A 26,581-nucleotide genomic window follows, 5' to 3' on the forward strand; every position below is an offset into this window, starting at 1 on the left:
AAATGTGCCCGGCATTAAAAAATTGGTTCACTTTTGATTTTCTATCACAAGAATATTTTCTGCCTCCTGTAGCCCTTTTAAGGTTATTATATATCTACGGCGAGCCACTTGACTTATAGATAACTCTTCAATTAAGCCAGCTTTATTTAATTGTTTGATCGCCTCCACCCAAATAGCCCTTTCCTTTGCATTTTGAGGAGTTACATAAGTTCTATTGTACAATATAATCTGGCCAGTACTTTCAGAAATTGAAATTCTTCCCTGAATAGTTTTACTAACGTCAACCAATAAACGCTTGGCTTCTTTGGAAAGTTCAAATTCTTTTTCATCCTGCATGTTTACCTTACTTAGCAAATACTCTTTTTCTTCTCTAAGTTTAAGCACTTCTTGCATTAAATCTGCATTTGAAACCGTATCACCTCGAACCCAGCCAGGAGTAGGATATGTTTTAATAGTCTTGGGGAGGTTCGTTGCAATTTGCGAGGCTAACTCGTCTGCTGTATTCCAAAATCTTACAAGCCTTCCTGTTTCAACTTTCTCTTTAAATTTTACCAACTTTTCTCTCACTTCAGGTAAAATCTCAGATTTATTTATAGGAATAATATCAGGATTTGCATGAATAAATGCCAACACCCTTTTGCCTTTAGAAATTGCATAATCATATTCTTTTTCTGTAAAGCTTATTCCATCCTGTGAGAGTGTACCATACCTGCCTCCTATTATCAACAAATAATAATCACAATCATCTATAATGCGTTTTATGAATTCAAATTGTTCATTGTCTATTGCCGGGAATAATTCCATTCCAGCAGGGATACAATCTAACTCCATTAATATTTGAAAAACTTTGGTGCGTTCAACAGTCAAATCTGTATAAGTTGAACTTATAAATATCTGATATTTCTTCTCCATCTCATAAGTAGGGTTTTTTGTAACGAATTTTTCTCATTGCATATAATACTGTCCGCCTTAGTGTCCGATATAGTTAATTAAATTGTATCAATTAGTTGGTTATCAATTCACCTACAGCAATTCGTTGTGGTCCCGCCAGGAATCGAACCTGGATCTGGAGCTTCGGAAACTCTTATACTATCCATTGTACTACGAGACCGTTATTAATTAATGCGCGAATGTAAGAAACTAATACAACCTGCCAATTTTTAGCAGTAAATCAGCAATACAATAAATATCGGCTGCTGTTTGCGGATGGTTAAACAGGTTTATTAATGCAGGTTATTACTAAGCCTGATTTTATATTCCTGCAAGGTATCGTTGTTCACGCCAAATAAAATATAATTACCGTTTTTTGTATTAACATGCTCAATGCTCTTCACATTACCTCTTATATTAAAACCACTTTTATATTGAGGAAGATATGCAAAATTATTTCTGCCATCGCCTAATAAAACAACACCATGATTGGCGCGGTAATTACCAAATTTTATTCTCGTGAACGAATTATTACCGGCCAGAATAAGATCAGCATTACCATCATTATTTATATCCATTGTATCCATTGCATATACCGGCGCATATTGTGATTGAACTGGTAACTCCTTTTTGATAAATCTTTTCCCTGCATCATTCTGCAGCAAAACAGTTTGCATTATTTGCGCCTGCAGCACCTTTGCATCTTTTAATTCATCTTTTGAAAAAATATCTTCAATAACTGCATCCGCATAACTGCTATAATTAATGAACCGTTTTTTTAAATAAGGTAACTGGTCTATTAAATCATCTCTTGCGGTTGCCGGGTAAGACTTTCCCTGAATACAATAACAAAGCACGGGGTCAATGGTTCCATTATTATCAAAATCCTTATACACAAGCGTTATGGGCTCATTAGCACTTACTTTAAATTGTGTATTCAGGCCAACATTGCCAATCACTAAATCTGTGCATCCATCTTTATTAAAATCAGCTGCGATTATTTTGTTCCACCAGCCGCCTGAAGAAAAATGTATGTATTGTGCTGAAGCATCAGTAAGCTTCCCTTTTTGATTGATAAAAACTTTTACAGGCATCCACTCACCGGCAATAATAAGATCGGGTTGATTATCATTATTAATATCAATAAATACGGCATCGGTTACCATACCAATGTATTTCAACAAAGGAGCAACAGTTTCGGTTACGTTTGTAAAAACAGCTTTGCCATTATTAAGCAAAACAGCGCTTTCAGGCGTTAAAGGGTATTTACCGGGAACAATTCTTCCGCCCACAAAAATATCCATATCTCCATCGTTATCTATATCCGCTGCAGCAGCAGCGCCTTTGGAAAAATATAATTGTGGCAAAGCTTTGACTGATCTTATAAAATTTCCTTTGCCGTCATTCAGGTACAGCCTGTCCTGCAACAACGTATCGCCTTCATTAAATTCATAGCCGCCGGATGCAACATACAGGTCTTTATCGCCATCGCCATCCGCATCAAAAAAAATGGCAGCAGCATCTTCGCATAAAGAATCTGCTGCAATGTTCTTTTCTTCTTTTATAACAAACTGCTCATTTTTTGTTTGCAGGAATATATTGGCTTTATAACCTCTGGCCCCACCTATAAAAATATCTTCAAGCCCATCACCGTTCACATCCGTTTTTGCCATGAAAGGGCCGCTCCTGGATACATAAGACGGCATCAAAGGCTGCAGGGCAAAATCTTCAAAATCATTCTCTTTATGAATATAAGAAAGTAATGTACTTTTTTCGAAAAAGGTTGGTGCATACTGAACGATATTTATGCTGTCGCTAACAACATTGTTATATTGCAAAGTGATGGTTTGATTTGCTTTAATATTTACAAGCTGTTGGCTTTTATTATCAGCCCACGTTATCTTTACTGAATCAACTACATCATGCTTGCCAATACCAAAATTCAACACATAGTCAACCGATGACTGATAACCGCGAACCGGCATTTGCTGCTGCCAGTAAACATCGTTACCGCAATATAATTTTACCGTCGCGCCTATACCATTTACATTCGAACCATTACCCTGCAATTTTATTTTCAGATAATGATTGGCAGGCTCCAGTTCATTTGCATTATTCCTGTAAATGCCTGCCGGCGCATTAATATTGCTGATAACAAGGTCCATGTCTCCATCGCCATCAAGATCAGCATAAACTGCTCCTGCCGAAACATTTTTTTCTTCCATGCCCCAATCCTTTACTCTGTTTGAAAACGAATCGTTTCCCTCGTTCCGAAATATATAGTTCGATATAATGTTCGATGGCATTTTATCCAATATTTCCTGTAACGGTTCTGTTGACTCGCCGTTTCTTTGTTTCATCATAATGCCTGCACGATACATTATCATATCCATGTCTGTATAATCTTTCTGGTATCCGTTTGAAACAAAAACATCTTTATAACCGTCGTTATCAAAATCACAAAACAATGCAGCCCAGCTCCAGTCGGTATTGGACAAACCTGCCAACTGGCCAACCTCACTGAAAGTGCCATCGCCATTATTTTTATGCAGCATATTACGGCTGTACTGATAATAAAAACCATTTTGAAAAAGCAATTGAAATTTATTCCAGTTCTCAGCGCCGTTATGCATTTTCTGCGCATGATTATCTTCAGGCTGCATATCCAACGTAAGCAGGTCAACAAAGCCATCGTTATTATAATCTGCCGCATCAGAGCCCATGGAATATAACGAAGTTGCATCGAGGCAATTATGCACATTTTCTTTAAACGTACCATTATGCTGATTGATGAAGAGATAATCTGCTTCATTAAAATCATTATCAACATATACATCCTCCCATCCATCGTTGTTATAATCAGCCACCATTACATTTAAACCAAACGTTAATACATTTGATATAATACCAGCCTCTCTACTTACATCTTTAAAATGCCCGTTATCGTTGCGGTATAATTTGCATGCAAAAGCCTCATTATATTGGGAGCGGAGCGGCGCCTGCTCATAGCCACCGAATGCATATTCCTTTAAGGAATGATTGGCTATAAAAACATCTAAGTCTCCATCTTTATCATAGTCAAAAAAAGAAGCCTGTGTTGAATAACCTTCATCGGCCAAACCATATTGCCGGGCACTTTCGGTAAACGATAGATTTTTGTTATTGATGAATAAAAGATTTCTCCTTTTTACAGGATCTATATCGCCGGAACGGCAGATATAAATATCAAGCCAGCCATCATTATTTATATCAATCATTGTAACACCTGTACACCATCCCTGCATGGAAGCAACACCGCTTTTAGCAGTAATATCTTCAAATGAAAAATTGCCTTTATTTATATACAACCTGTTTGCCACCATATTGCCGGTAAAAAAAACATCGGGCAAACCATCATTATTAAGATCGCCAACAGCAACGCCGCCGCCATTATAGAAATATGTATAGTTTAAAACATTGGCCGCTTCATTTTCTTTAAGTATGTTCTTAAAATCAATCCCCGTGCTGTTTTTAGAAAGCTTTGTAAAAAGCTTTGCATCATGATTCTTACAACCGGCAAACACAAGAAAACTTGCCGGTAAAATGCATATATATAACCATGTAGTTTTACAAACCATGTATGCTTTTTTAAATTCAAAGCCGTATATAAATTTTCTTTTTATCCATCCACCAGCCGGCAAGCCAACATATAAAAGTGAAACATAGTGAAAACAATAAACATCCTAAAGCGCCGGGTGCAATCACCTGGAATATCTTTTCATTAAGCCAGTCAATTAAAACAACATCTTTTGAAATATAGAGAAGAAAAAAAACGCCAAGCAGGTTTGAGAGCACATAAATAACCAACGGGTTTTTGCCAAATACCGTAAAGAAATAAACGCCCGTTTTCCAATGCCTAAATTCAAGCAAATAAAACAAAAGGCCAATAACAATTATGTTTATACCACTGGTATAACATACATAAGAACTTGTCCATAATTTTTTATTAAACGGGAAAATTGTATTCCAGCATAAACCTGCAAACACAAGCAATAAACCTGCTATTAAAAGTTTGGTAATGCATTTATATGTTGCGCCTTCGCGTACGATGAATGCACCTGTAATATAGCCAATCAACACATTCACAATGGCAGGTATTGTATTTAGCAAACCTTCAGGATCAAATACAATACCTTTTTCTTTATACATGTGCAGCTCTCCTATTATCAGCATATCAAATTTGCGAACCACATTTCCTTCAGTAGTATACTGAGCGCCCGTATCGCCAAAAAAATATAATAATGCCCAATACAATAAAAGTAATATAACAGCAATGGCGATGATCTTTTTCAAGGATGCATATCTTACAATAACCGCCGCGAAAAAATAACATAAGGCTATGCGCTGTAATACGGCCATAATGCGGGTTTCAGCAAAAGGTTTCCACCATATCTTCCCTTCGCCATTCCACCCAGCAAACGGATACCATGTAAGCAGGTAGCCAACAATAAATATCAATATAGTGCGCTTTATTATTTTATACCATACCGATTTTGCAGGCATAGCTTGAAACTTTTTATTGGCAAATACCATTGCATTGCCAACTGCAAAAAGGAATGATGGAAATACAAGGTCAGTAAGTGTGCAGCCGTTCCATTCTGCATGCATCATTTGCGCAAAGGGAACGGCGCCGCTGCCCTGTGTGTTTACAATAATCATTAAGCACACCGTTATTCCCCTGAATACATCCAACGTAATAAAACGCTGCATTTTGTTTGTTACCATTATTACTTAATAATTATTTCATCTGCCATCATAATATTTTGTTCGGCTATTTTGTTATATGATGCATTGTGTATTTCCACTTTAATAAACCTTGCTTCCTGGTGCAGCTTTTTACTGAATGTCTTAATATGGCGTAGCTCCTGCGGTTTTTCAGTATTGTTTATGGCAAACGATGATTGATAATGTTTACCATCTGCTGAAACACTCACTGATATTGATTTTGGCAGGTACATGTAACCAACCGGCTCTTCCATAAAACGCATAGAAAAGTCATGTAATGCCTGTTGTTGTTTTATATCAATAATAATTGTTGCAATGGAATCTGTTATCATCACCCAACGCTGGTCATAAGGTTCAACTGTGCCTAAAATACCATCTGTCAAACGGCTAAACGCATCATTCGCCCGTAACATATTTATAGCTGCCGCAAATGCTTTATGCACTACAATTGTATCAGTATTTATTTTACTTACAAGCCTGCCTTCTTTATAGGTCGCCACTTTTATAATACTGTTTTTATTTATGCTGAAAGGTTTAAGATATAAAGAAGATACAGTCGTTGGCATTGTTCCATCAGTAGTATAGTAAACCGGGTATTGATACGTTTGACTGGCAAGCGAAACATTTACTGCTTTCGCTGATGAATCAAACTGCGGCCTTATGTTCACGTTATACATGCTTCTTGCATAATTGATGCCCTGTTTATCAAAACGCTCAAATTGCAATTCAGTTTTCATAATAAACCTTTTATAGTCCTTGTTTATTTGCGGCGTCCACAAAGCTTCAGCTAAAGCCAGCAGGCGCGGCAACAGCATGTATTCCGCATGTTGAGGTGTGGTCACATTTTCAGTCCACAAGCAAGCCTGCCCGCCTAAAATAAAATGTTGCTGCGCATTGGTAAAAAATGCAGGCATTGGATTAAAATTATAAACAGTATCTAACTGCAGCCTTGCGTAAGTTATGTTTGGTTCAAGCTGCGGGTCGCTCTGGTAAAAATCAAAATATGTGTACCAGTAAGGCGCCATAACAGTAACGTTGCCTTTTTCAGCAGCTTCCATGGCTTTGCTATCGCCATGCCACGACATGCTTACAGATGTTTGCTCTATATCAGCGCCAACAATTTCATCCCATCCCATCATCAATTTGCCATTGGCTGTTATAAAACTGTCTATCCTTGATGTGAAATATGCCTGCAATTGTTTGGCTGACAAAAAACCTTTTTCTCTCATCTTTTGCTGGCATCGCGGACAATTTATCCACGGTTCCGGACGCACTTCATCACCGCCGATATGAATATATTTTGAAGGAAACAACGCCATCACTTCTTTTAAAATATTTTGAAGAAATACATAGGTTGAATCGTAGCCTCCACAAAAATTATGTTTCAAATCGCCTTCATAACCACAAGGCATTAATAAAGGCACAGGATTATTCAAATCACTGAATTGAGGATAAGCAACAAGCGCCGCTGTGCAATGGCCAGGCATTTCAATTTCAGGTATTATAGTTATGTTTCGTTTAGCTGCATACGCAATAATATCTTTTACTTCTTCCTGTGTATAAAAGCCACCATAAGTTGCCCTTTCGCCAGGTTGTGTAGGTTTTGCTATTGTCATAGGAATGCCAGTTCTGTCTGCACGCCAGGCGCCAACTGATGTAAGTTTCGGATATTGTTTTATCTCCAGCCGCCAGCCGTGACTATCAGTTAAATGCCAGTGAAAAACATTTATTTTAAATGCTGCTAAAATGTCCAGATATTTTTTTATAAAATCCGGGGAGAAGAAGTGCCTGCTTACATCCAAATGCATGCCGCGGTAAGCATACTGCGGGCTATCTTTAATAAGGCAGCAGGGAATTGAATATTGCTTTACAGAAGCCTTGATATCAACAGGCAACAACTGCTTCAAACTTTCAAAGGCATATAATACACCGGCTGCGGAAGCAGCAGTTATCACAATACTGTCTTTATTTACTTCAAGCTGATATGCTTCAACGTTTGATATTTTATTTGGATTGATATAAATCCTAATGTTATTTGCTTGTACATTGTTGCCAACATGCAAACGAACATTGATTAATGATTGTAATTCTTTTATAAATAATTGAATGGTTTCGGCAACAAGTGAATCGCCTGTATTATCAATAATCTTTGTTGCTGATGATACATTAAAATTGCCGCTCCTTTCTTCAATACTTGCGGGCTGGGGAATAATGCTGATGCGTTGTGCATCTACATAAAAAAAACATAACTGGAAACACAGAAAGACAATAATATATCGCACCGGATTTATTTTATTTTATTTCAAAAAGCCATCCGCCGGCTATACAACCGGCAGGATAGCTTTGTTGCATCCATCTAACTGTAAAAACTATTTCACGTCCCACCAAACTGGTGTATTGTTTTTATCAGGCCCGTTCAGTAAAGGCAATGCATTTTGCACAGCCTGTTTATTGGATTCATATTCCAGGTCAATAAACGTGAAGCGCTTAATTATTTCACTGGCCGGTACATCCGGGTTGTCAGAGTTTACAACCGGGTAAAGCTGCGGATAACCAGTGCGGCGCACTTCGGCCCAGGCTTCAATACCATCGGGAAACAATGCCAGCCATTTCTGTGTAGCTATTTGCTGACGCTGCTTTTCAGGATCATCCGAAAATTTTACCGGTATATTTGACACAGCCGGTGAATTCATATAATCGCCTGGCTTGGCGGGCAAAGATGTGCTTTGAAGATAGGTTTGTATAGCAGCATTATCTATGTCCCATTGCTGCATTGAATTCGTTATACCTTTTTCATACAACTCTTTTGCAGTGCCGCCCATATTCCATCCATTCAAAGCGCCTTCAGCCCTTAAAAAGTAGGCTTCGGATGAATACATTACCGTGAGTTTATTAGAAGCAGCAAGGTCAGGGTTCCAGCCAGGGCCGATATTGGAAAGATTATTACCGGCGCCACCGGGGTTTGCACCGGCCAGTTGTGCAACTGATAACCCGTTGCGGATGCCATGATATTCGTTATCATCGGGCGCAGGGCTGAAGTAAACAGGCATGCGCGGGTCACTAAAACCTTTGAGATAACTTTCCATGGAAGCACTCATGCGAAAACCACCCCAGGGCGACATCAAGTTTAATCCATTGGGCGATGCAGTTGCCACATCCATCATAGCATTATCATCATTCGAGGTCATAACGCCATCTGCAACAGCCTTTTCAGCTTCTTCTTTTGCTTTATCCGGTTCAACAAAAGAAATACGTAATGCCAACCGTAAACGCAGCGTATTCGCCAGCTTAAGCCATTTGGTTACATCGCCATGATAAATTAAATCATTATCTCCAAAAGGCTTTGCTGATGCATCTGTTGTTTTAAGTGCAGTTACTGCCGTATCAAGCACTTTAAACATATCATAATAAATATCTTTTTGTGCGTCGTACGAAATACTAAACTGCCCGCTGCCTGCCTGGAAGTAAGGAACGGGGCCATAAAAATCTGTATTGGAATGAAAGATATACACCTTCCATACTTTGGCTACAGCATTGGCAGGTATATCTGTATTTTCTGTTGCATCAATCACTTGCTTTAAAGTAGGATAAGCGCTGCTGTACATGGAAAGCCACTGGTAAAACTCCCAGTCTTTACGCTGCACATACTTGTCAGGCGAAACGCCGGGATCTATTGTTGCATAATACTGGCTCCATAAATCTACAAACAGGTTACGTGCAAGCTGGTAAATACCGGGGTCGCCATAAATACCCTGGTATTCAGCCTTGGCAAAAGCATTGGGAATAGTAGCAGGCGTAAAGCTGCTGAAAGTGGTTGGATCAGTATTGATCTCATCAAACTTTTTGGTACAGGCCGTTAAGGTTATTAACCCAAAAATGATAATGGCTGTGCAGCTTTTGGATATATGATGAAATGAAAGAATTGTGTTCATACTTCAATTTGATTAAGATTAAAAATTGAATTTGAGGTACAGGCCATAGCTGCGTGTGCTGGGCAGCGAAGCGTATTCAATACCCTGGTTATTGCCTGTTCCCAGCGCCGTTTCCGGGTCAATGCCTTTTGCATCGTTTTTAAAGAAAAACAGGTTGCGGCCAACCAGGGAAACCTGTATGCCTTTTATAAAAGCGCCGGCCAGTTTCTCCGATGGAAATGCATAAGTAAGGCTTGCTTCCCGCAAACGAATATTGGTAGCGCTATAAGCAAACAATTCACCAATATTGTTGCTGGCAATCTGCATCCAGTAATCCTGTGCTGTAATAGCTTGTGTGTTCTTGCCACCATCTGCCGTTACAGAATTTGGAATAACAAAACCTGTTTCCCTGTTAGCTTCCGTAGCCGCCGACGTGCCAGCCGATGCCATTAAAGCCTGCGTGCCCGAGATGATCGTCCCTCCTTTTCTTTCATCAATTAAAAAATATAAAGACCAATTTTTGTATTGAAGTGTATTGGAAAAACCCGCGGTCCAGTCAGGATTAAAATTGCCTGCATATTTGGTTTGATCGGTTATTAACAATGGCTTGCCTGTTGCATCCACCACAACATTGTTGTTATCATCCCGCTGGAGGCTTGATGTATAAAGCTCACCATATTTTCTTCCTTCTTCCACAACAATAGAACCTAATGCCTGCGGCGAGCTTAATGAAACTTTTGGCTGCAATGAATCAAGCCGGATCACTTTATTAACATTAGAACCGAAAACGAATTGCATCTTCCAGTTAAAACTTTTTGACCGCACCGGCTGGGCATTCAGCAGTAATTCAATACCCTTGTTCTGTATTTTACCTGCGTTAATAATGCGCGTTGCATAACCTGATGCCGCGGGCACTGGTATGGTCAATATCTGGTTAATGGTATTGGTGTTATAATAAGTTGCCTGAAAACCGATCCTGTTATCAATAAATCCTGCATCCAAACCCACTTCGAAAGAATGGGTTTCTTCCGGTTTCAGGTTTGTATTGCGCAGCGTGCCGTCAATCAATAAAAAACCGCTGTTGCCGCCCGGCACCAATGAATAAACAGGTTTTAATTCATTAAACCCTGTGCCGTTACCTACAAATGCATAAGAAGTCCTCAGCTTCAATATTGAAATGGCAGCCGGCAAATGAAGCATTTCATTTAACAATGCACTAATGCCTGCAGATGGGAAAAAGTAAGAAGCATTTTTTACAGGCAGCGTAGAATTCCAATCGTTGCGGCCAGTGAGCTCAAGAAACAGATAATTATTATAACCTAATTGCGCCGATGCATATATCGATTGCTTTTCGGTGCGGGCCAATGGCGCGTAGGGAATATAATTGTTTACGCTATTTGATAATGATACTGCATTGGAAGTAGCAAAAATGTTAGGTGCATTCAAGCCCTGGTTATTTAGTGTTGTTCTTTCAAAATGATATTGTTCAATACTGGCGCCGGCATTTACGGTAAGGTTGAATTTATCCGCAAAGTTTTTATTATAAGATAACAATACATCATTATTAAACTGCCTGTTTGATTCTTTATTAAGTATATAGTTGCCCTGCCCGGGATAATCAGTGAGCCAGTAAGTATCGTTATAATCTTTTTCCTCACCAATGTCTGTATAATAATCGAGGCTTGTTCTTACCTGTATGCTCAGTTCCGGTGTTAACTGGTAGCGCAATGCAGCAAGACCGATAAAACGATCGCGTTTGCGGGTATATAAATTGCGATAAGCGCTCCAGTACGGGTTTTGAAAAGACGGAGATGGCGTTGCCCAGTAATTCTGTGTAAGCGTGCCATCTTCATTCAATGTTTCAAAGTTTTTAATATCATTCAAACGAAGGCTTCGCGGCATAGCATACAGCGTAGAAGTAATGCGGTTACCAGCGCCGGTAAGGGGGCGGTTCTCCACATCTTCCGCTATATAATTGGCTTTAACATCGAGCGACAGGCCTTTGGCTAATTGCGTAGTTTGCCGCAGCAATACATTGTTTCTTTTATAACCGTTATTTGGCAAAATGCCATTGCTTAAAGTGTTGGTATAAGAAAAATAAGTCTGCGCTTTTTCGGTACCGGCAGAAACTGCTACTGAATTAATAAACTCTGTTCCGGTACGAAAAAAATCATCCACATTGTTTGACTGCGCTGCAAGTGGTTGGGTTTTACCTGTCCAGTCAGTTACATCCTGGCCGGTCATTTCGGGGCCCCAGCTATTGGCGCTGGCAGGTACAAACACACCCGCATCGCCCTGGCCATATTTATTCTGAAAACCAGGCAAGACCAAGGGGTTTTCCATAGCTGCAGAACTCGATACCTGTATGCCAATGCCTTTGCCAATTCTTCCTTTTTTAGTGGTGATGATGATGGCGCCGTTGGAAGCATCTGAACCGTATAACGCAGCGGCAGATGCACCGGTTAATACAGTCATCGATTCAATATCATCGGGGTTAATATTGGAGATGCCATCGCCGTCATCTCTTGCACCAAACAAAGCAACGTCGGCGCCGGCTTTGGCAGAATTATCTATGCGCACACCATCCACTACTACCAATGGCTGATTGGTACGGCCGATGGAGCGGTTGCCCCGGAAAATAATCCTGTTGGAACCGCCGGGCCCTGAATTCGTTTTATTAATGGTTAAACCAGCCACTTTACCATTCATCGCGCTGGTAACATTTACTTCACGGGAATTACTTAAATCTTCACCTTTCAGGCTTTGCGTAGCATAAGTTAAAGAACGTTTTTGTCTTGTTATACCCAAAGCCGTTACCACCACTTCCCCCAATTCTTTTTCATCAGCATTCAAAACAACGCTAATGGTTGCCTGGCCGTTCAAAGGATATTCCTGCGATACATAACCTACGTAAGAAATAAGCAAAGTTGCGTTTGGGTTGCTTACCAAAATTGTAAAGTCGCCATCCTCGTTGGTACGGGTTCCATTACTGGTGCCTTTTTCAACAACAGAAACATTTGAAACAGCGCTTTCCGACCCATCTTTGTTTTTCACTTTTACATTGCCGCTTACCGGCACAGCCTGCTTTTGTTTTTTTTGTGCAATTACAATAAGATTATTGTCCAGGATGCGGTAAGTTAGATTGGTTTGGCTGAAAACAGAATCAAGTACCTCCTGCACATCAGCATCTTTTACAGTAAGCGTAACGGTAACATTACCTGGCAAAATATCATCGTTATAAATAAAACGGTACGAACTGTTTTTTTGAATAGATAACAACGCATTTTTAATGGGCACATTCTTTAGCGACACACTTATTTTAGTTTGTGCGATGCCTTTTGCATGAACATGCAGGCAGGCGATAAGCATAAAGAAAGCTATTAATCTCATGTACAGTAAAAACTTTGGGATTGCCTTTCGGGCAACTGAGAAATTGCCCATAAGCACATTTTTCATACTTTTAAAAATTGAAAGTGAAAAAATGGGTATGTGAGTGCCTGAGAATACTAACAATACCCGTAATTAAGCTTTAAATAGAAGGAGGTGTTTGCGCATCTCCTTTTTTGTTTTTTATTTCATAGCATCTGGTTTTTTTGATTAGAAAAACATTACCTGTTTATTTATGCAGCCACACTTCATTATTTTTTATTTCATACGTAAATGGCGATGACAATTTCATAGCTTCCAGTGTTTCCTGTAAAGTTTCTTTGGTTATTGTGCCGGTGAAATGTTCATGCTTCATGCTATCATCCACATGAAGCGTAACGGAAAACCAGCCTTCCAGCTTGGGCGCCAGTTGCTCCAGTGATTCATTATCAAACGAAAGAGAACTATTCATCCAAACTGTTTCAGGCAAAATATTCTTTTCATCCACATGCAGTTTTGAAATAACAAAAAGCGGTTGTTCCGTTTTATCTTCCGTTTGTTTAACCGGCTCCTTTTCAGCCGAAACAGCTATTTTTTCATTGGGCCGAAGCAATATTTTTCTTTCCGGATCCTGCAATGTTGTTATTTCAACAAGGCCACGAATAAGCGATGTTTCTACGTTCTTCTGACCGGGAAAAGCTTTTACGTTAAATGCAGTTCCTTTCACCGTAATATTAATGGAAGATGCATGAATAATGAAGGGATGCTGCGCATCTTTCGTCACATCAAAAAAAGCTTCGCCAATCAGTTTTACTTCACGATACTTTTCACCAAATGCTTTGCTGCTATAACTTAAAGTGCTGCTGCCGTTCAGCCATACATTCGTTCCATCTGGCAGCACTATATGTCTTTTTGATGATGGTTGTGTAACCACTTTTTGTACGAAAGTATTATTCCCGTCTTTTTGCCGGCCAAGCAGAAAAGCACCTGCAACGATTGCTGTTACAACTGCAGCGGCGGCCACCCAACGGATCATTCTTATAGAAACAAATGATTTTGTAACGGGCTCCTCTATTGCTTTTTCTATCCTGTTCCAAAGGTCTTCACCGGCTTTCATTTCAGGCAAAGGCTGCAACGGCGCATTCCATATTTTTTCAGCAATTTCATTTTCGGTGTTTTCATCCCCGCTGTGCAACAAATCGTTTAATTCGGCAAGCTCATCGTCGGTAGCTTCCCCGCTTTTACGTTTTGCCAGCAAAACCCAAATCCTTTCTGTGTTCATTATTATGCTGCGTTATAATTATAATAAACACGGAATTGATTCTGCTACCCCTAAAAGAATTTTATTTTTTCAGAAAGAATTTTCAGTGTTGCTGCCTTCTTGCATAAACAGGTATTAAAACCTGTATGGTTGTATGAATTTTTTTCAAGGCGATGCCCATTTGGGCTTCCACAGTTTTAATGCTAAGATTAAGTAACTCTGCCGTTTCTTTATAAGTAAGGCCATCATCTTTTACCAGCTTGAAAATTAGCCTGCATTTTGGTGGCAATTCATTGATGGCATTAGTGATACTCTGTAAAAAATCTTTTGAAATTAAATGCTGCACCGCCTGCGGTTCTATGGTATATAAAGGCAAGTTTATTATTTCAAGTTCAACGAATTTTTGTTTTCGTTCTTTACGCAGATAATTAAGGCTAATATTTTTTGCAGTCACATACAAGTACCAGGGCAGGTTTTCTATGGATGCAATCTGTACACGCTTTTTCCAGGTTTGAATGAATACATCTGCCACAATTTCTTCGGCAAGTTCACGGTTGTGCACTATTGTAAATGTGAAATGAAGCAGGCGTTCACCAAACAAATCATACAACCTTTTTAACGCGGTTTCATTGCCGTCCGCAAGCTCCAGTTGCAATTGTGTTGTATCTGTTTTGGTACGCCGTTTCACAAAACTAAATTACAAAAGCATCGTCTATTTATGTTGTATCGAAAGATTTTCAATCAACTTTATCTTTTATCCTTGATTGCATTTCAGGCGCCGCATATTTTGAAACATAAAGGCACAATCATACAAAGCAACACGAAGAATTTTGATAAAGAGAATGCCGCAGATGCACAGATAATTTGTGCATCTGTGGCTAATAAATCAAAATACTTTGGTTAGATACGTCGCTAACCTATCAATTGCCTGCGCTGTTAAATTTATTTCCTGCTGCGCTTCTTTCCAGTTGCGTTGTTCAATGGCTTCCCGGATGCCGGGCAATGTTTTTACGCCGTATCCTGTGTAAAAACCAGGCGCATATAAACTGTGTTTATACCAGCTTCTTCGTGGCAAACCATCTGCAAATAATAACTGCTGCTCTGCATGTGCCAGGGCAAGATTAAGATTCTTATCAGCCATTGCATCATCTTTTTTCTTAAGCAAAACACTCAGGCTGTCTGTACTTTTTTTAAATGCCACCAGTGCATTCTGTAAGGGGCTGAAATCAAGATAAGGCACTTCATCTTTTGGCATTGGCTGAATGTAGGTTTTGGTTGGATCTGATGCAAGCTTATATATATTTTTATTCAGCAATTCATTCTCCACAACCGTTGCATCACGCATATCATTTGTTGTGCTCATTAACTCCGATGCATAACCATTGGCAGTTGAATAAAGGTTAGTGAAATCGAAAGGCAACACTTCTGCATCAGCCATTCTCAATACAGCACGGCCTGCCACCTGCGCCAATGCCACACCATATTCGAAAGTTGGGTCTTTAAACCGGCGGTAATCATCATACGAATCGTAAGTGGAATGATATTCACCCCCCGGATCCTCACCCCCAAAACCAAGATCGAGCGCAGGCAAACCAAGATGCTGAAGAAAAGGCGAATAATCCGAACCGCTGCCAAGGGCGCTTAACTCAAGCTTCGTTGTATTCAATGCATTTTCTTTTGCTTTGGTGGATGAGGCATTTGATGCACGGTTGGCTTTCCATCTTTCAAAAACAGAAACCTTTGTCTGGGGGTCGATAACCGTTTTTGAAATTTCATCCATCAATGGCTGCAAAGCATGGGATCCGCCTGCACCAAGAAAACCACGCCCATTGCCATCGCTGTTGATATAGATGATTGCTTTTTGCTGCAATTCTTTTGCATGCTCTTCAGCAAATTCTGTTGAGCCAAGCAATGCAGGCTCTTCGCCATCCCATGCACAATAAACGATAGTACGTTTTGGTTTCCATCCTGTCTTCAACAATTCGCCTATAGCTTTTGCTTCTTCAAGCATAGCCGCCTGCCCGCTTATAGGGTCGCCTGCCCCATTCACCCATGCATCATGATGGTTGCCACGCAGCACCCATTCATCAGGAAACGTTGAACCTTTTATAGTGGCAACAACATCATAACAAGGCACCATATCCCAATTAAATTCAAGCTTTAAATGCACTTTGGTTTTATCGTCGCCAATATGATAAGTAAAAGGTAAACCGCCCTGCCAGCCGGCAGGTACAACCTGGCCTTCCAACGACTCAAGCAAAGGCTTTGCATCATGATAGCTAACAGGTAATACAGGTATCTTTAAAAGATTTATGGCATCTTCTCTTTTAATACGTACCGCCGCGCTATCGGCGCCAATGTTTGGCGTTAAAGGATCACCGGGATAAATAGGCATATCCATTACGCTGCCACGCTGCACACCATATTCATTTTTAAAAGCACCTTTTGGATAAACATCGCCTCTTGCATATCCATCATCGCCGGGATCGCTGTAAATAATGCAACCAACAGCGCCATGTTCCTGCGCTACTTTTGGCTTAATGCCGCGCCAGCTTCTTCCATATTTTGCAATTACAATTTTTCCTTTTACATCAATACCAATTTCAGCAAGCTTTTCATAATCTGAAGGCAAGCCATAATTCACAAACACAAGCGGCGCTGTAACATCGCCATCTGCACTCCATGCATTGTACGGCGGTAACTGGCCTGCCTGGCCAGATGTTGCATCTTCTTTCAATGCAGGCTCTTTAAGCAAAGCTTTGTAAGTTGTTGGAGCTGTCATTTCAAGCACACGTGTTTTAGGCGTGGGAAACAACACGGTATATTTTTCAAGATGCGCATCAAAGCCATAAGATTTAAATCGGTTAAGGATACTATCAGCAACTGCTTTACTGCCTTTTGAACCAAGATTATGCGGAAAAGCTGAAAGCTGTTTTATGGTTGAACCAATATGCTGCGCATTTAAAGCCGCATCAAATTGTTGTTCAGTTTTAATTTGAGCAGCAGCACTATTAGCGGAAAAGCCGGTTATTGTTTGCGCTGAAATTGCTGTTGCAATAAATAACATTAAAAGCAGCATGCATCTTTTCATAGAAATTATGTTTTGATTTTTTAGACTATTACAAATTAAGCTGAAAATTCAATAAGATTTTTTTATTGACAGCTCAGGACTGGGCCAGTTGCCTTATATCACTTATCTCTAAAACATTTTTAGTATAACCAACCGTAACGCAATTAATCATTGCCTTGCCCACCTGGTGCATGGTTAATACACTTTTTGGTGCAAATAGCTTTATAATTTTTGCAAGGGATTTATAACTATTTCTCCAGTTGCGCTGGCCTTCAAAGGGCAGCATAACGCCGGGCCGAAAATTGTATTCTGCTTTAAAGCCAAGCTTTGCCAGGTCATTTTCTGTTTTACCTTTTACACGCGCCCACATTAAACGGCCCTGCTCTGTACTGTCGGTATGGCTTCCTGAGACGTAAGTAAACACCATATTATTGTTATACTGCAGCAGTGTTTTTGCAAAAGCCAATGTGGTATCATAAGTGAGCCTGGTGTATTCAGGTTCTTTCTTACCTACCGATGTAACGCCGGCGCAAAAGAAACATGCATCATAACTTTGTATCTTATCTGCGTATGCATCCAGTTTAAAAAAATCGGGTACCAATAATTCTTTTAGCTTGGGATGCTGCATTTCATAATGACTGCGGTTAATGATAAGCACTTCAGCAACTGCTGTATTTTGCAGGCATTCAAACAAAACGCCTTCGCCAACCATCCCGGTTGCACCTGTTATAATTACTTTTATACCTGGCATGACAACGATTTTTACTAAGTTCGTATAAACAAATGAAGCTTTGCCAAAAGTTTTAATTGAGTGTAAAACCAATCACTATAAATAACCAATATGACAACGAAAAACATCAACATCATTTACTGGATAGCTACAATCCTTTTTTCAGCGCTTATGATTTTTTCTGCTGTTGGCGGCATTGAGCCCACTGAGCAAACAATACAAATTTTTCACGACGGGCTTGGCTACCCAATTTATTTTATACAGTTTATAAGCGTTGCCAAAATATTGGGCTCCATTGCCATTTTAATACCGGGATTAAATAAAACATTGAAAGAATGGGCTTATGCAGGTTTGTTTTTTGATCTCACCGGCGCCGTTTTTTCGGGTATTGCAAGTGCGGGAAAATTTGACCCGATGATTCTTACAATGCTTACATGGATAATACCGGGCATTATATCTTATATATTCTGGCATAAGAAAATATCCCGCTGATTGTGCAATCATGCAGATGCATTTCTTATCTGCAACTTTCATACATTTGCACCTCTTCAAAAAATACTACAAAATGTAGAATAAGCTTCTTTAAGAAAATACATGTAACGATGTGCTGAATGCATATCAATCCCATTAATTTTTAAAGAAAGAAAATGCTTATTTTAAACAGCCTCTCTTACATACATCCCGACAAATATTTATTGTTTGATAACATTAGCCTGAATATTGCAACGGGCAACAAAGTTGCACTGCTGGGTAATAATGGTGTTGGCAAATCAACACTTTTAAAAATCATTGCCGGCTTGTTGCCTCCATCTCAAGGGTTTATTCAAACAGATACAAAACCTTATTATGTGCCGCAGGTTTTTGGCCAGTATGATCATGTTACCATTGCACAGGCATTGCAGGCCGCCGGTAAATTAAACGCATTGCAGCAAATATTAAACGGTGATACATCGGATGTTAATTATTCAATATTGAATGATGACTGGACAATTGAAGAACGCTGCCATGAGGCACTTCAATACTGGCAAATAGATGACATCGATCTTCAACAAATAATGAGCACTTTAAGCGGCGGTCAAAAGATGCGTGTGCTGCTGGCAGGTATTTATGTAAACAATCCGGAATTTATTTTACTGGATGAACCCAGCAATCATTTGGACACGGCGGGCAGAATATTACTATATGATTTTATTGAATCTTCAGCTTCAACGTTATTAATAATAAGCCACGACCGAAAACTGCTGAATAAACTTGATACAGTATGTGAACTTACGCCTGATGGCATTAATGTTTACGGCGGCAATTATAATTTTTATGCTGAACAAAAAAAGATGGAATTACAGGCACTGAATGAAGATGTGCGGGATAAAGAAAAATCGTTGCGAAAAGCAAGAGAAAAAGAACGCGAAACCATAGAACGGCAGCAAAAATTGAATGCCCGCGGCAAAAGAAAACAGGAGAAAGCAGGCCTGCCCACGATTGTGATGAACAGTTTTAGAAACAATGCGGAAAAAAGCACGTCGAAATTAAAAGGTGTGCATGCGGCAAAAACCGCCTCAATTGAAAATGAATTGCAGGAATTGCGGAAAGCCTTACCGGACATAGATACAATGCGATTTGGCTTTGATGATACATTATTACATAAGGGCAAAATTTTATTCAGGGCAGAAAATATCAATTTTAGTTATAACGAGAATCCCTTATGGCAGCATGACCTGAATTTTGAAATTATAAGTGGAGAGCGCATTGCATTGAAAGGTAAAAACGGTTCAGGCAAAACAACATTGATTAAAATAACACTGGGCAGGATAAAAGCCGGCAAAGGATCAGTTTACAGCGCTATTAATAATGCTGTTTATATAGACCAGGATTATTCTTTAATTAATAATAACCTCAGCGTATATGAGCAGGCTGAACAGTTTAATAATGGGGCATTGCAGGAACATGAAATAAAGAACAGGCTAAACCGTTTTTTGTTTACAAAAACATCGTGGAATAAATCCTGTGCCGGTTTAAGCGGCGGTGAAAGAATGCGTTTAATGCTTTGCTGTTTAACCATCGCTAACCAGGCGCCTGACATGATAATTTTGGATGAGCCTACCAATAATCTCGATATTCAAAACATTGAAATTTTAACAACGGCCATCAATCAGTATAACGGAACCTTGATTATTGTATCGCACGATGCAATTTTTCTTGAAGAAGTTGGTATAACAAGAAATATTGAATTGATTTAATGGAATTGCTTTCCGGAGTTTAATCTTGCTTTTGCTGCGCTTCAATTAAGCCAACTGCATTACCGAAAGGATCATGTATAACAGCCGTTTTAATGCCTTCGCCAACCCCGGCAATATCCAAGGCAATGGTAGCGCCCTGCTGTGTTAATTGTTTTACAGCCGCTTCAATATCATCAACAGACCAATAAGCTATGGCCATATTGCCTTCATCAATATTTGTCATATCGGGATCAAGGCCAAGTTCGCAACCGTTAATGTCAAAGCCTACATAAAAAGATTCATCAAAATAAGGCTGAACGCCGGTAACATCAATGTACCATTTTTTTGCCTTTTGAATATCAGCAACGTGATAAATTACGGTGCGCAATTTTTTAAACATACTATGTATTTAATACTGTGAGGTTATACAATTGCCAGATATTATATGGCTGGCTGCAATTTATCATTCCTAAACAAAATATTTTTGAGATCGGCTATCAGCTCAAAAATCTCGTTCTTTTTTTTAAGCGCCAGCATCACGCCAAGTTTCATTGCCTTTTTGCAAAGTTCGCTTTCATTATGATCGGTATAAATAATAACCGTGGCGTCATTAATAAACCGGGCTTTAACTATCCGTTTAATGGTGCGGAAACTGCTTAAAGCAGGCATATTCACATCAACAAATATGAAATCTGCAGGCTTGAGCCGCAGTGAATTTATTGCCTGATCAACATTCTGTGCAAAGCGGCACGAATAATTAATTTGCAAATCATTAAGCGCAAACCCAAACATGTCCTGGGTTTTTACGCTATCATCAATCAACAATATATTTAATGGCTTAATCATTTTTGTAGCTCTAAATCCACATAAGTTTTACTATAAAAGGCTGCTTCTTTTTTATATAGAGGCAACGCTATTGTAAGACAGTATTAATGTGACAATTTGCATACCAACATGCAAAGCGTGATTCGTTCAATATTGTTGATTTACATATATGTTATGAAAACTTCAACGGCATAGATATTGAGCTGGAATTGTGTAAAAAATACAATAACCATGAGCACCAAAGAAAACAAGAAGACAGTTGAAGAAGGCAAGAATGTACGCAACAAAAAAGAAGGCAAAAGCAAGCCTGTCAGCGCTCCTTCTAAAAAAGAAAAAACCGTTAATAAGCCTAAAATAAATACGGATGTGGACCAGGAATAATTAATGCGAAGAGACAGGCATCTTATTAAGGATTATACTTACGGATATAATCCCGGGATTTAATACCTGACTCTTTTAAATCTTCATCCTTCCATCCGCCATCGGATGAAGCTGATTTTTGAAGTACGGAACATGTTTCATCTTTATCAGAAACCGACCATACGAGCCAGCTTATTTTATGTTGTTCGCACCATTCAATCCAGCGTTGCCATTCCTCCTTATTCAACGGGCCATCGCCTGTAGCTTCCATGCCCGCACACTCTGAAATGAAGATAGGAACACCTTTGGCTAATGCAGCGGTACAACGGTCACGCAGCCATTGCTTATGCGTGGCTGCATAAAAATGAACGGTGTACATAATATTAGAAACATCCTTTAAGGGATCGTCCGCAACAAGGTGAATATCCTGGTCCCAATGCGGGTTTCCAACTAATATTATATTATCCGCATCAATCTTTCTTATAGCTGAAATCAATTCTGTTGAATAAGCTTTTACTTCATCCCAGCTTTCATAATCCGGCTCATTATACAATTCATAAATTATGTTGGGATAATGGCCGTAATCTTTCGCCATTGTTGTAAAAAAAGCTTTGGCTTCGTTTAAATTAATGTTGTGGCTGTGCCAGTCTATAATAACATAAATGCCTTCTTTTATGCCAGCCTCAATTACATTCCGGATAAGTTGTATCTGCGTTGCCGAATCTTCTTTATAACCGTTCTTTGGTTCAACGCCCAATGCAGCCCTTACAACATTGCAATGCCAGTCTGTGGCCAATGCATGTACGCTGCCGGCTGTATAAAACCGCGGATGAAAACAACTCCAGCCAAAACTCATTCCGCGCAGCACAACAGGCTGGTTATGGCTGTCAACCAACTGCACACCATTTACATGCAATGCACCATGCTGCTGCACAGGCTGCGCTCTTAATTGAAAAATACTGATTACAAATAAGCAGGTTATAATAAAGTATTTCATATATACAGCAATTAATCGTGCAAGAATAATTCAATAAACAATCATTCTTCAATATAAATTCTTTTTACCCTGCTGCTTATGCCGGTTAATATTTCATAAGGAATGGTGTGGCAACTTTTTGCCACTTCACTTATGCTAATGTTGTTGCCAAATATTTCAACCTCGTCTCCTTCCTCAACATCATTAATACCGGTAACATCAACCATTGTCATATCCATTGCAACTGACCCAACAACCGGCGCACACTTCCCTTTAATGAAAACTTTACCAACGCCATTACTTAATGCGCGGCGAAAGCCATCCGCATAACCAATTCTTAATGTTGCAATAATTGAATCAACATTTATTTTACCCCGACGGTTATAGCCTACTGTATCGCCGGCTTTCACTTTTCTTAATTGTGCAACCGTTGTTTTAAGCGTTACTGCGGGCTGCAAAGAAAGCTGATGATTGCTGGTGTTGTCAATACCGTACAAACCAATGCCGAGGCGTATCATATCAAACTGCAGTTGGGGCAGGCGAATGCTTGCCGCAGAATTGGAAATATGTTTAATGAAGGAATAATTAAGTGCGGCCTGCAGCTTGCTGCATATCTTTTCTAATTTTTCAGCTTGCAAAAAACTGTACGCATCTTCCGCAGCATCTTCGCTTGCCACTAAGTGACTAAACACTGATTTTACAACAAGCCGGTTATTTGTTTTTAATATTTCAATCAGGATATCTATTTCATCTTCACCAAAACCAAGCCGGTGCATGCCTGTATTAATTTTTATATGCACAGGATAATATTGCAGGCCCTGCCTGTTAAGAAAAGCATCAAACTTTTTAAGAATGCCAACAGAATAAATTTCCGGTTCAAGATTATATTGTACCACCTGCTCAAAAGCTTCTTCATCTATGTTCATAATCATGATAGGCAGGCGGATATTTGCCCGGCGCAATTCTACGCCTTCATCAGGATATGCAACCGCCAGGTAATCCACTTTATGGTATTGCAATACATTAGCAATTTCAGCACTGCCGCTGCCATAACCGGAAGCCTTTACCATTGCCATTATTTTAACGCCGGGATTCAGCATTTTCCTGTATTCATTTACATTATGAATAACTGCAGTAAGGCTTATTTCCATCACCGTTCTGTGCACCTTCTGCTGAAGCATTGCAGCAATATTTTCAAAACCAAATCTTCTTGCGCCTTTTAGCAGTATTACCTGGTTGCGAAAAAAACTCGTTGAAAACTGGCTAAGAAATTCATTGGTGGAATTATAGTGATAAACATTTTCAATGGCCTCTTTCAGAAAAGGAAAATAAGCTTTCCATTGTTCGCCAATTACAATAGTGCTGCTAATATTCCTTGCTTTCAGCACAAATATTATTTCAGCATAAGCGCCCTTGCTGGCGCCGGGCACATCTGAAAGAATTACTGTTTTATGTGTAAACTGGTTTTGCTGCTGCATAAAATCAAGCGCCACAGCAAATGAAGCAGTATCAAAACTATAACTGTCATTTATTAAAGCGCAGTTATTAATGGCAGGGGTTAGCTGCAAGCGCATATCAACAGGTTGCAATGCCTGCAGCCGGTCATTAATAATTTCAGCCGGAATATTTAAGTTTAACAGAACAGCTATGCATGTTTCAACATTTTGAACAGAGGCATCATCGGCAAAGGGAATATTAAACTGATAAACGGTATTGCTATATTTCAATTCTATAACAACATTCTCTTCATTTTTTTTACGGGAAAATATTTGAACAGCATTGCTTTCATTATCTCCCCACGTAATAATATTTGCTTTTGAATTTTGATGAATTGCATCAACAATAAAATTATTATCGCCATTAGCAATAACCGTATTACAATGTTTAAAAAGCTTGCATTTCTCTTCTGTTTTCTGTGCTTCCGAAACAAAATTTTCATGATGTGCGCTGCCGATATTGGTAAGAATGCCGGTTGTTGGCTGAATAATATTTTCAAGCTTTTCCATTTCACCAGACATTGAAATACCTGCTTCAAAAATGGCAAGGTTATTTTCAGCATTCATCTGCCAAACACTTAATGCAACGCCAAGCTGCGAGTTATAACTGCGGGGGCTTCTTACAATATTATACTCCGGGGAAAGCAATTGATACAGCCATTCTTTCACAATTGTCTTTCCGTTGCTGCCTGTAATGGCAATTACAGGATAATGAAATTGTTTGCGGTGATAAGCCGCCAGTGTTTGCAATGCGGCCAATGTATCAGCAGCAAAAATGAAATTTGCGTTAGCAAATGCAGCCGTATCAAAATGCGGGTGCACAACAAAGCTGCGCACGCCGCGCTCATACATTTCGCCAATGAAATTATGTGCATCCCTTCTTGCTGTTGCCAGTGCAAAAAACAATGTTGTAGAAGGAAAGATAAGACGGCGGCTATCGGTTAATAATTGTTCAATAACATAATCTCCTGCTGCAATTTTCGCATCAGCATTTAATACCGAAGCAATTTTATTTATGGTGTACATGAAATTTCTCTAACAATTGTTATCATCATTTTTTATTCTCGCTTAGCAGGTTTGCTTTAGCCACAGATGCACAGATTTTATCTGTGCATCTGTGGCCTTTTCTTCACTTTTTACTCTGTTGCGTTGTCATCGCCAACAATAGCCTGTATTTTTTTTCCTATTGAAACAAATAAACCACGTTGTTTTTCAGGGCAGCATTCTTCAAAAAACGCCGCAGCATAATAACCCGGATTGATGGCCGCTTCTTTTGTAATAATCCATAAACGGTTGCCCGCCGCATCATAAATATTGCAATCTTTATTACCATCTGTACAATAACCTTTCTCTCCATCACCGGGAATCGTCCATGCTTTATTTTCTTCCATATAATTTAATAAGCTGTCACAGGCTGTTTTATCTGCCTGAACAGGCGTAAGGCTTGTTGGCGTGCCTGTATTATTCGGCATCATATTTTTATAATAGCGATAAGCTTTCCATTCATTGTTTTGTTGTGCCAATATGAAATAGTTCATCGATTTTACCCATGCAAAATTTTCATAGGCATAGGCAATTACAAGATCGTTTTCTGATTGCAGCTTTTTTAATACATCATCTTCAATTGACTGCTTTTTTGCAGAAGTATTTACATTTTCTGCGAGCATGTTTTTCTGTGCGCTGCAACCTGTGTTCATAACTGTGGCTATAAGTATGAATATAAAATAGTTCTTCATTGAATTTTATTCTGCTTTATTCAGCATTATTTTTAGAATTTTGCTAATTTTATAACAGCTCTGCTATAATAAAATCATTTCTATGGGTAATTTATCTTTTTTCGAACTTACAATCCTGGTCATTCTTGCTGTGCTTGTCTTGAAATTTTCTTTAAAATTTATAAAAACCATCCTGAAATTGATTATAGCATTCATTAAAGCAAGCTTTGTTTCAGACTCCAGAAAAAATTAACCCCTTCTTCTCGCTGTCATTGAATTTTACTTCTTTTTATTTTATTCCATGTTTCATATAAAAATTCCTGTGAAGGCTGAAATTCCGGCATTTCATTCAGCGGTTCACAGGGTTTCCAATGCGCTTTCATTTCTTCCGGTAATTGCTGATATAATTGTGTGCCCTTTGTTTTCCAGGCTATCATTTCGTCACTCACTTCTTTTATAATTTTTGCAGGATTACCCGCCAGCAAACTGCGCTTCGCGATTTTTTCATCAGCCTTTATCAAACTTAATGCTCCAACAATACATTCGTCGCCCAGTTCAACATTATCCATAACAACACTGTTCATTCCAATTAAACAATTCCTGCCAATAATGGCACCGTGAATTACGGCGCCGTGGCCGATATGCGCCGCTTCCTTCAGCCAAACGGCAGCGCCGGGAAATATATGCAGCACACAATTCTCCTGTATGTTGCAGCCATCTTCAACAATAACCCTGCCCCAATCGCCCCGCAGCGCAGCGCCGGGGCCAACATATACGTGCTTGCCGATAATTACATTGCCTGTGACACAAGCCTGCGGATGTATAAACGATGAATCATCAATAACCGGCGTAAAACCTTTGAAGGAATAAATCATTACGGCAACTGTTTTAAAAGCTAAGATAGATTGAATACTACAAATAAACCGGTGTTTAACAGTAGGCCGGCGCATGCAAGATGTCT

19 protein-coding genes and 1 tRNA gene are annotated in these 26,581 nt (G+C 39.3%); 3 read left to right on the top strand and 17 right to left on the bottom strand.

Annotation, left to right across the window (positions count from 1 at the left end; genetic code table 11):
* Positions 1-27: 27 nt before the first annotated feature.
* From BM015_RS07295 to BM015_RS07350, 11 genes are all read right to left on the bottom strand, one after another.
* Positions 28-912, bottom strand: coding sequence for a DUF4062 domain-containing protein (locus BM015_RS07295; RefSeq protein ID WP_090656809.1), 885 nt, complete (start codon positions 910-912; stop codon positions 28-30).
* Between the two features lie 127 nt (positions 913-1,039).
* A tRNA-Arg gene (locus BM015_RS07300) sits at positions 1,040-1,111 on the bottom strand.
* 112 nt (positions 1,112-1,223) lie between these two features.
* On the bottom strand, positions 1,224-4,547 hold the full coding sequence (locus BM015_RS07305) for a VCBS repeat-containing protein (RefSeq protein WP_090657101.1): 3,324 nt from the start codon (positions 4,545-4,547) through the stop codon (positions 1,224-1,226).
* Positions 4,548-4,563: 16 nt separating this feature from the next.
* Positions 4,564-5,694 (bottom strand): acyltransferase family protein, encoded by a 1,131-nt coding sequence (locus BM015_RS07310; protein ID WP_090656811.1) that lies wholly within the window; start codon positions 5,692-5,694, stop codon positions 4,564-4,566.
* A gap of 2 nt (positions 5,695-5,696) precedes the next feature.
* Positions 5,697-7,976 (bottom strand): beta-N-acetylhexosaminidase, encoded by a 2,280-nt coding sequence (locus BM015_RS07315; protein WP_090656813.1) that lies wholly within the window; start codon positions 7,974-7,976, stop codon positions 5,697-5,699.
* A gap of 87 nt (positions 7,977-8,063) precedes the next feature.
* On the bottom strand, positions 8,064-9,626 hold the full coding sequence (locus BM015_RS07320; RefSeq protein ID WP_090656815.1) for a SusD/RagB family nutrient-binding outer membrane lipoprotein: 1,563 nt from the start codon (positions 9,624-9,626) through the stop codon (positions 8,064-8,066).
* Positions 9,627-9,644: 18 nt separating this feature from the next.
* Positions 9,645-12,995 carry a SusC/RagA family TonB-linked outer membrane protein gene (locus BM015_RS07325; RefSeq protein ID WP_177191840.1) on the bottom strand — a complete coding sequence of 1,117 codons (3,351 nt, stop codon included), beginning with the start codon at positions 12,993-12,995 and terminating at the stop codon, positions 9,645-9,647.
* A 226-nt stretch (positions 12,996-13,221) separates the two neighbouring features.
* Positions 13,222-14,253: a FecR family protein gene (locus BM015_RS07330; RefSeq protein WP_090656817.1), complete on the bottom strand. Its 1,032-nt coding sequence runs from the start codon at positions 14,251-14,253 to the stop codon at positions 13,222-13,224.
* Positions 14,254-14,335: 82 nt separating this feature from the next.
* Entirely contained in the window at positions 14,336-14,920 is a 585-nt protein-coding gene (locus BM015_RS07335; RefSeq protein WP_090656819.1) for an RNA polymerase sigma-70 factor, read from the bottom strand.
* A 198-nt stretch (positions 14,921-15,118) separates the two neighbouring features.
* On the bottom strand, positions 15,119-17,323 hold the full coding sequence (locus tag BM015_RS07345; RefSeq protein ID WP_090656821.1) for a M28 family metallopeptidase: 2,205 nt from the start codon (positions 17,321-17,323) through the stop codon (positions 15,119-15,121).
* Positions 17,324-17,396: 73 nt separating this feature from the next.
* Positions 17,397-18,053, bottom strand: coding sequence for an NAD-dependent epimerase/dehydratase family protein (locus BM015_RS07350; RefSeq protein WP_177191841.1), 657 nt, complete (start codon positions 18,051-18,053; stop codon positions 17,397-17,399).
* A 90-nt stretch (positions 18,054-18,143) separates the two neighbouring features.
* On the opposite strand from BM015_RS07350, the gene BM015_RS07355 reads away from it, so the two are divergent.
* Both BM015_RS07355 and BM015_RS07360 read left to right on the top strand, forming a co-directional pair.
* The gene (locus tag BM015_RS07355; RefSeq protein ID WP_090656822.1) at positions 18,144-18,524 is read left to right on the top strand and encodes a DoxX family protein; all 381 of its coding nucleotides are present in this window, start codon (positions 18,144-18,146) and stop codon (positions 18,522-18,524) included.
* 155 nt (positions 18,525-18,679) lie between these two features.
* A complete protein-coding gene (locus BM015_RS07360) occupies positions 18,680-20,269 on the top strand; it encodes an ABC-F family ATP-binding cassette domain-containing protein (protein ID WP_090656823.1) in 1,590 nt (529 codons plus the stop codon).
* A gap of 19 nt (positions 20,270-20,288) precedes the next feature.
* Here the strand turns inward: BM015_RS07360 and BM015_RS07365 are convergent, their stop codons facing one another.
* A complete protein-coding gene (locus tag BM015_RS07365) occupies positions 20,289-20,648 on the bottom strand; it encodes a VOC family protein (protein WP_090656824.1) in 360 nt (119 codons plus the stop codon).
* Between the two features lie 41 nt (positions 20,649-20,689).
* A complete protein-coding gene (locus tag BM015_RS07370; protein WP_090656826.1) occupies positions 20,690-21,094 on the bottom strand; it encodes a response regulator in 405 nt (134 codons plus the stop codon).
* A 210-nt stretch (positions 21,095-21,304) separates the two neighbouring features.
* Between BM015_RS07370 and BM015_RS21530 the strand changes: the two genes are divergently transcribed.
* Complete coding sequence (locus BM015_RS21530) at positions 21,305-21,454, top strand: hypothetical protein (RefSeq protein ID WP_177191842.1); 150 nt, start codon at positions 21,305-21,307, stop codon at positions 21,452-21,454.
* Positions 21,455-21,479: 25 nt separating this feature from the next.
* On the opposite strand, the gene BM015_RS07375 is transcribed toward BM015_RS21530, so the two are convergent.
* The 4 genes from BM015_RS07375 to BM015_RS07390 form a co-directional block, all read right to left on the bottom strand.
* Entirely contained in the window at positions 21,480-22,430 is a 951-nt protein-coding gene (locus BM015_RS07375) for a glycoside hydrolase family 5 protein (RefSeq protein ID WP_090656827.1), read from the bottom strand.
* Between the two features lie 41 nt (positions 22,431-22,471).
* The gene (locus BM015_RS07380; protein WP_090656828.1) at positions 22,472-24,931 is read right to left on the bottom strand and encodes a bifunctional UDP-N-acetylmuramoyl-tripeptide:D-alanyl-D-alanine ligase/alanine racemase; all 2,460 of its coding nucleotides are present in this window, start codon (positions 24,929-24,931) and stop codon (positions 22,472-22,474) included.
* 110 nt (positions 24,932-25,041) lie between these two features.
* Positions 25,042-25,641: a hypothetical protein gene (locus BM015_RS07385; RefSeq protein ID WP_090656833.1), complete on the bottom strand. Its 600-nt coding sequence runs from the start codon at positions 25,639-25,641 to the stop codon at positions 25,042-25,044.
* 248 nt (positions 25,642-25,889) lie between these two features.
* Positions 25,890-26,495, bottom strand: coding sequence for an acyltransferase (locus tag BM015_RS07390; RefSeq protein ID WP_090656834.1), 606 nt, complete (start codon positions 26,493-26,495; stop codon positions 25,890-25,892).
* Between the last annotated feature and the right edge of the window lie 86 nt (positions 26,496-26,581).

It is taken from the genome of Parafilimonas terrae, from assembly GCF_900115755.1.
Classification (GTDB): domain Bacteria; phylum Bacteroidota; class Bacteroidia; order Chitinophagales; family Chitinophagaceae; genus Parafilimonas; species Parafilimonas terrae.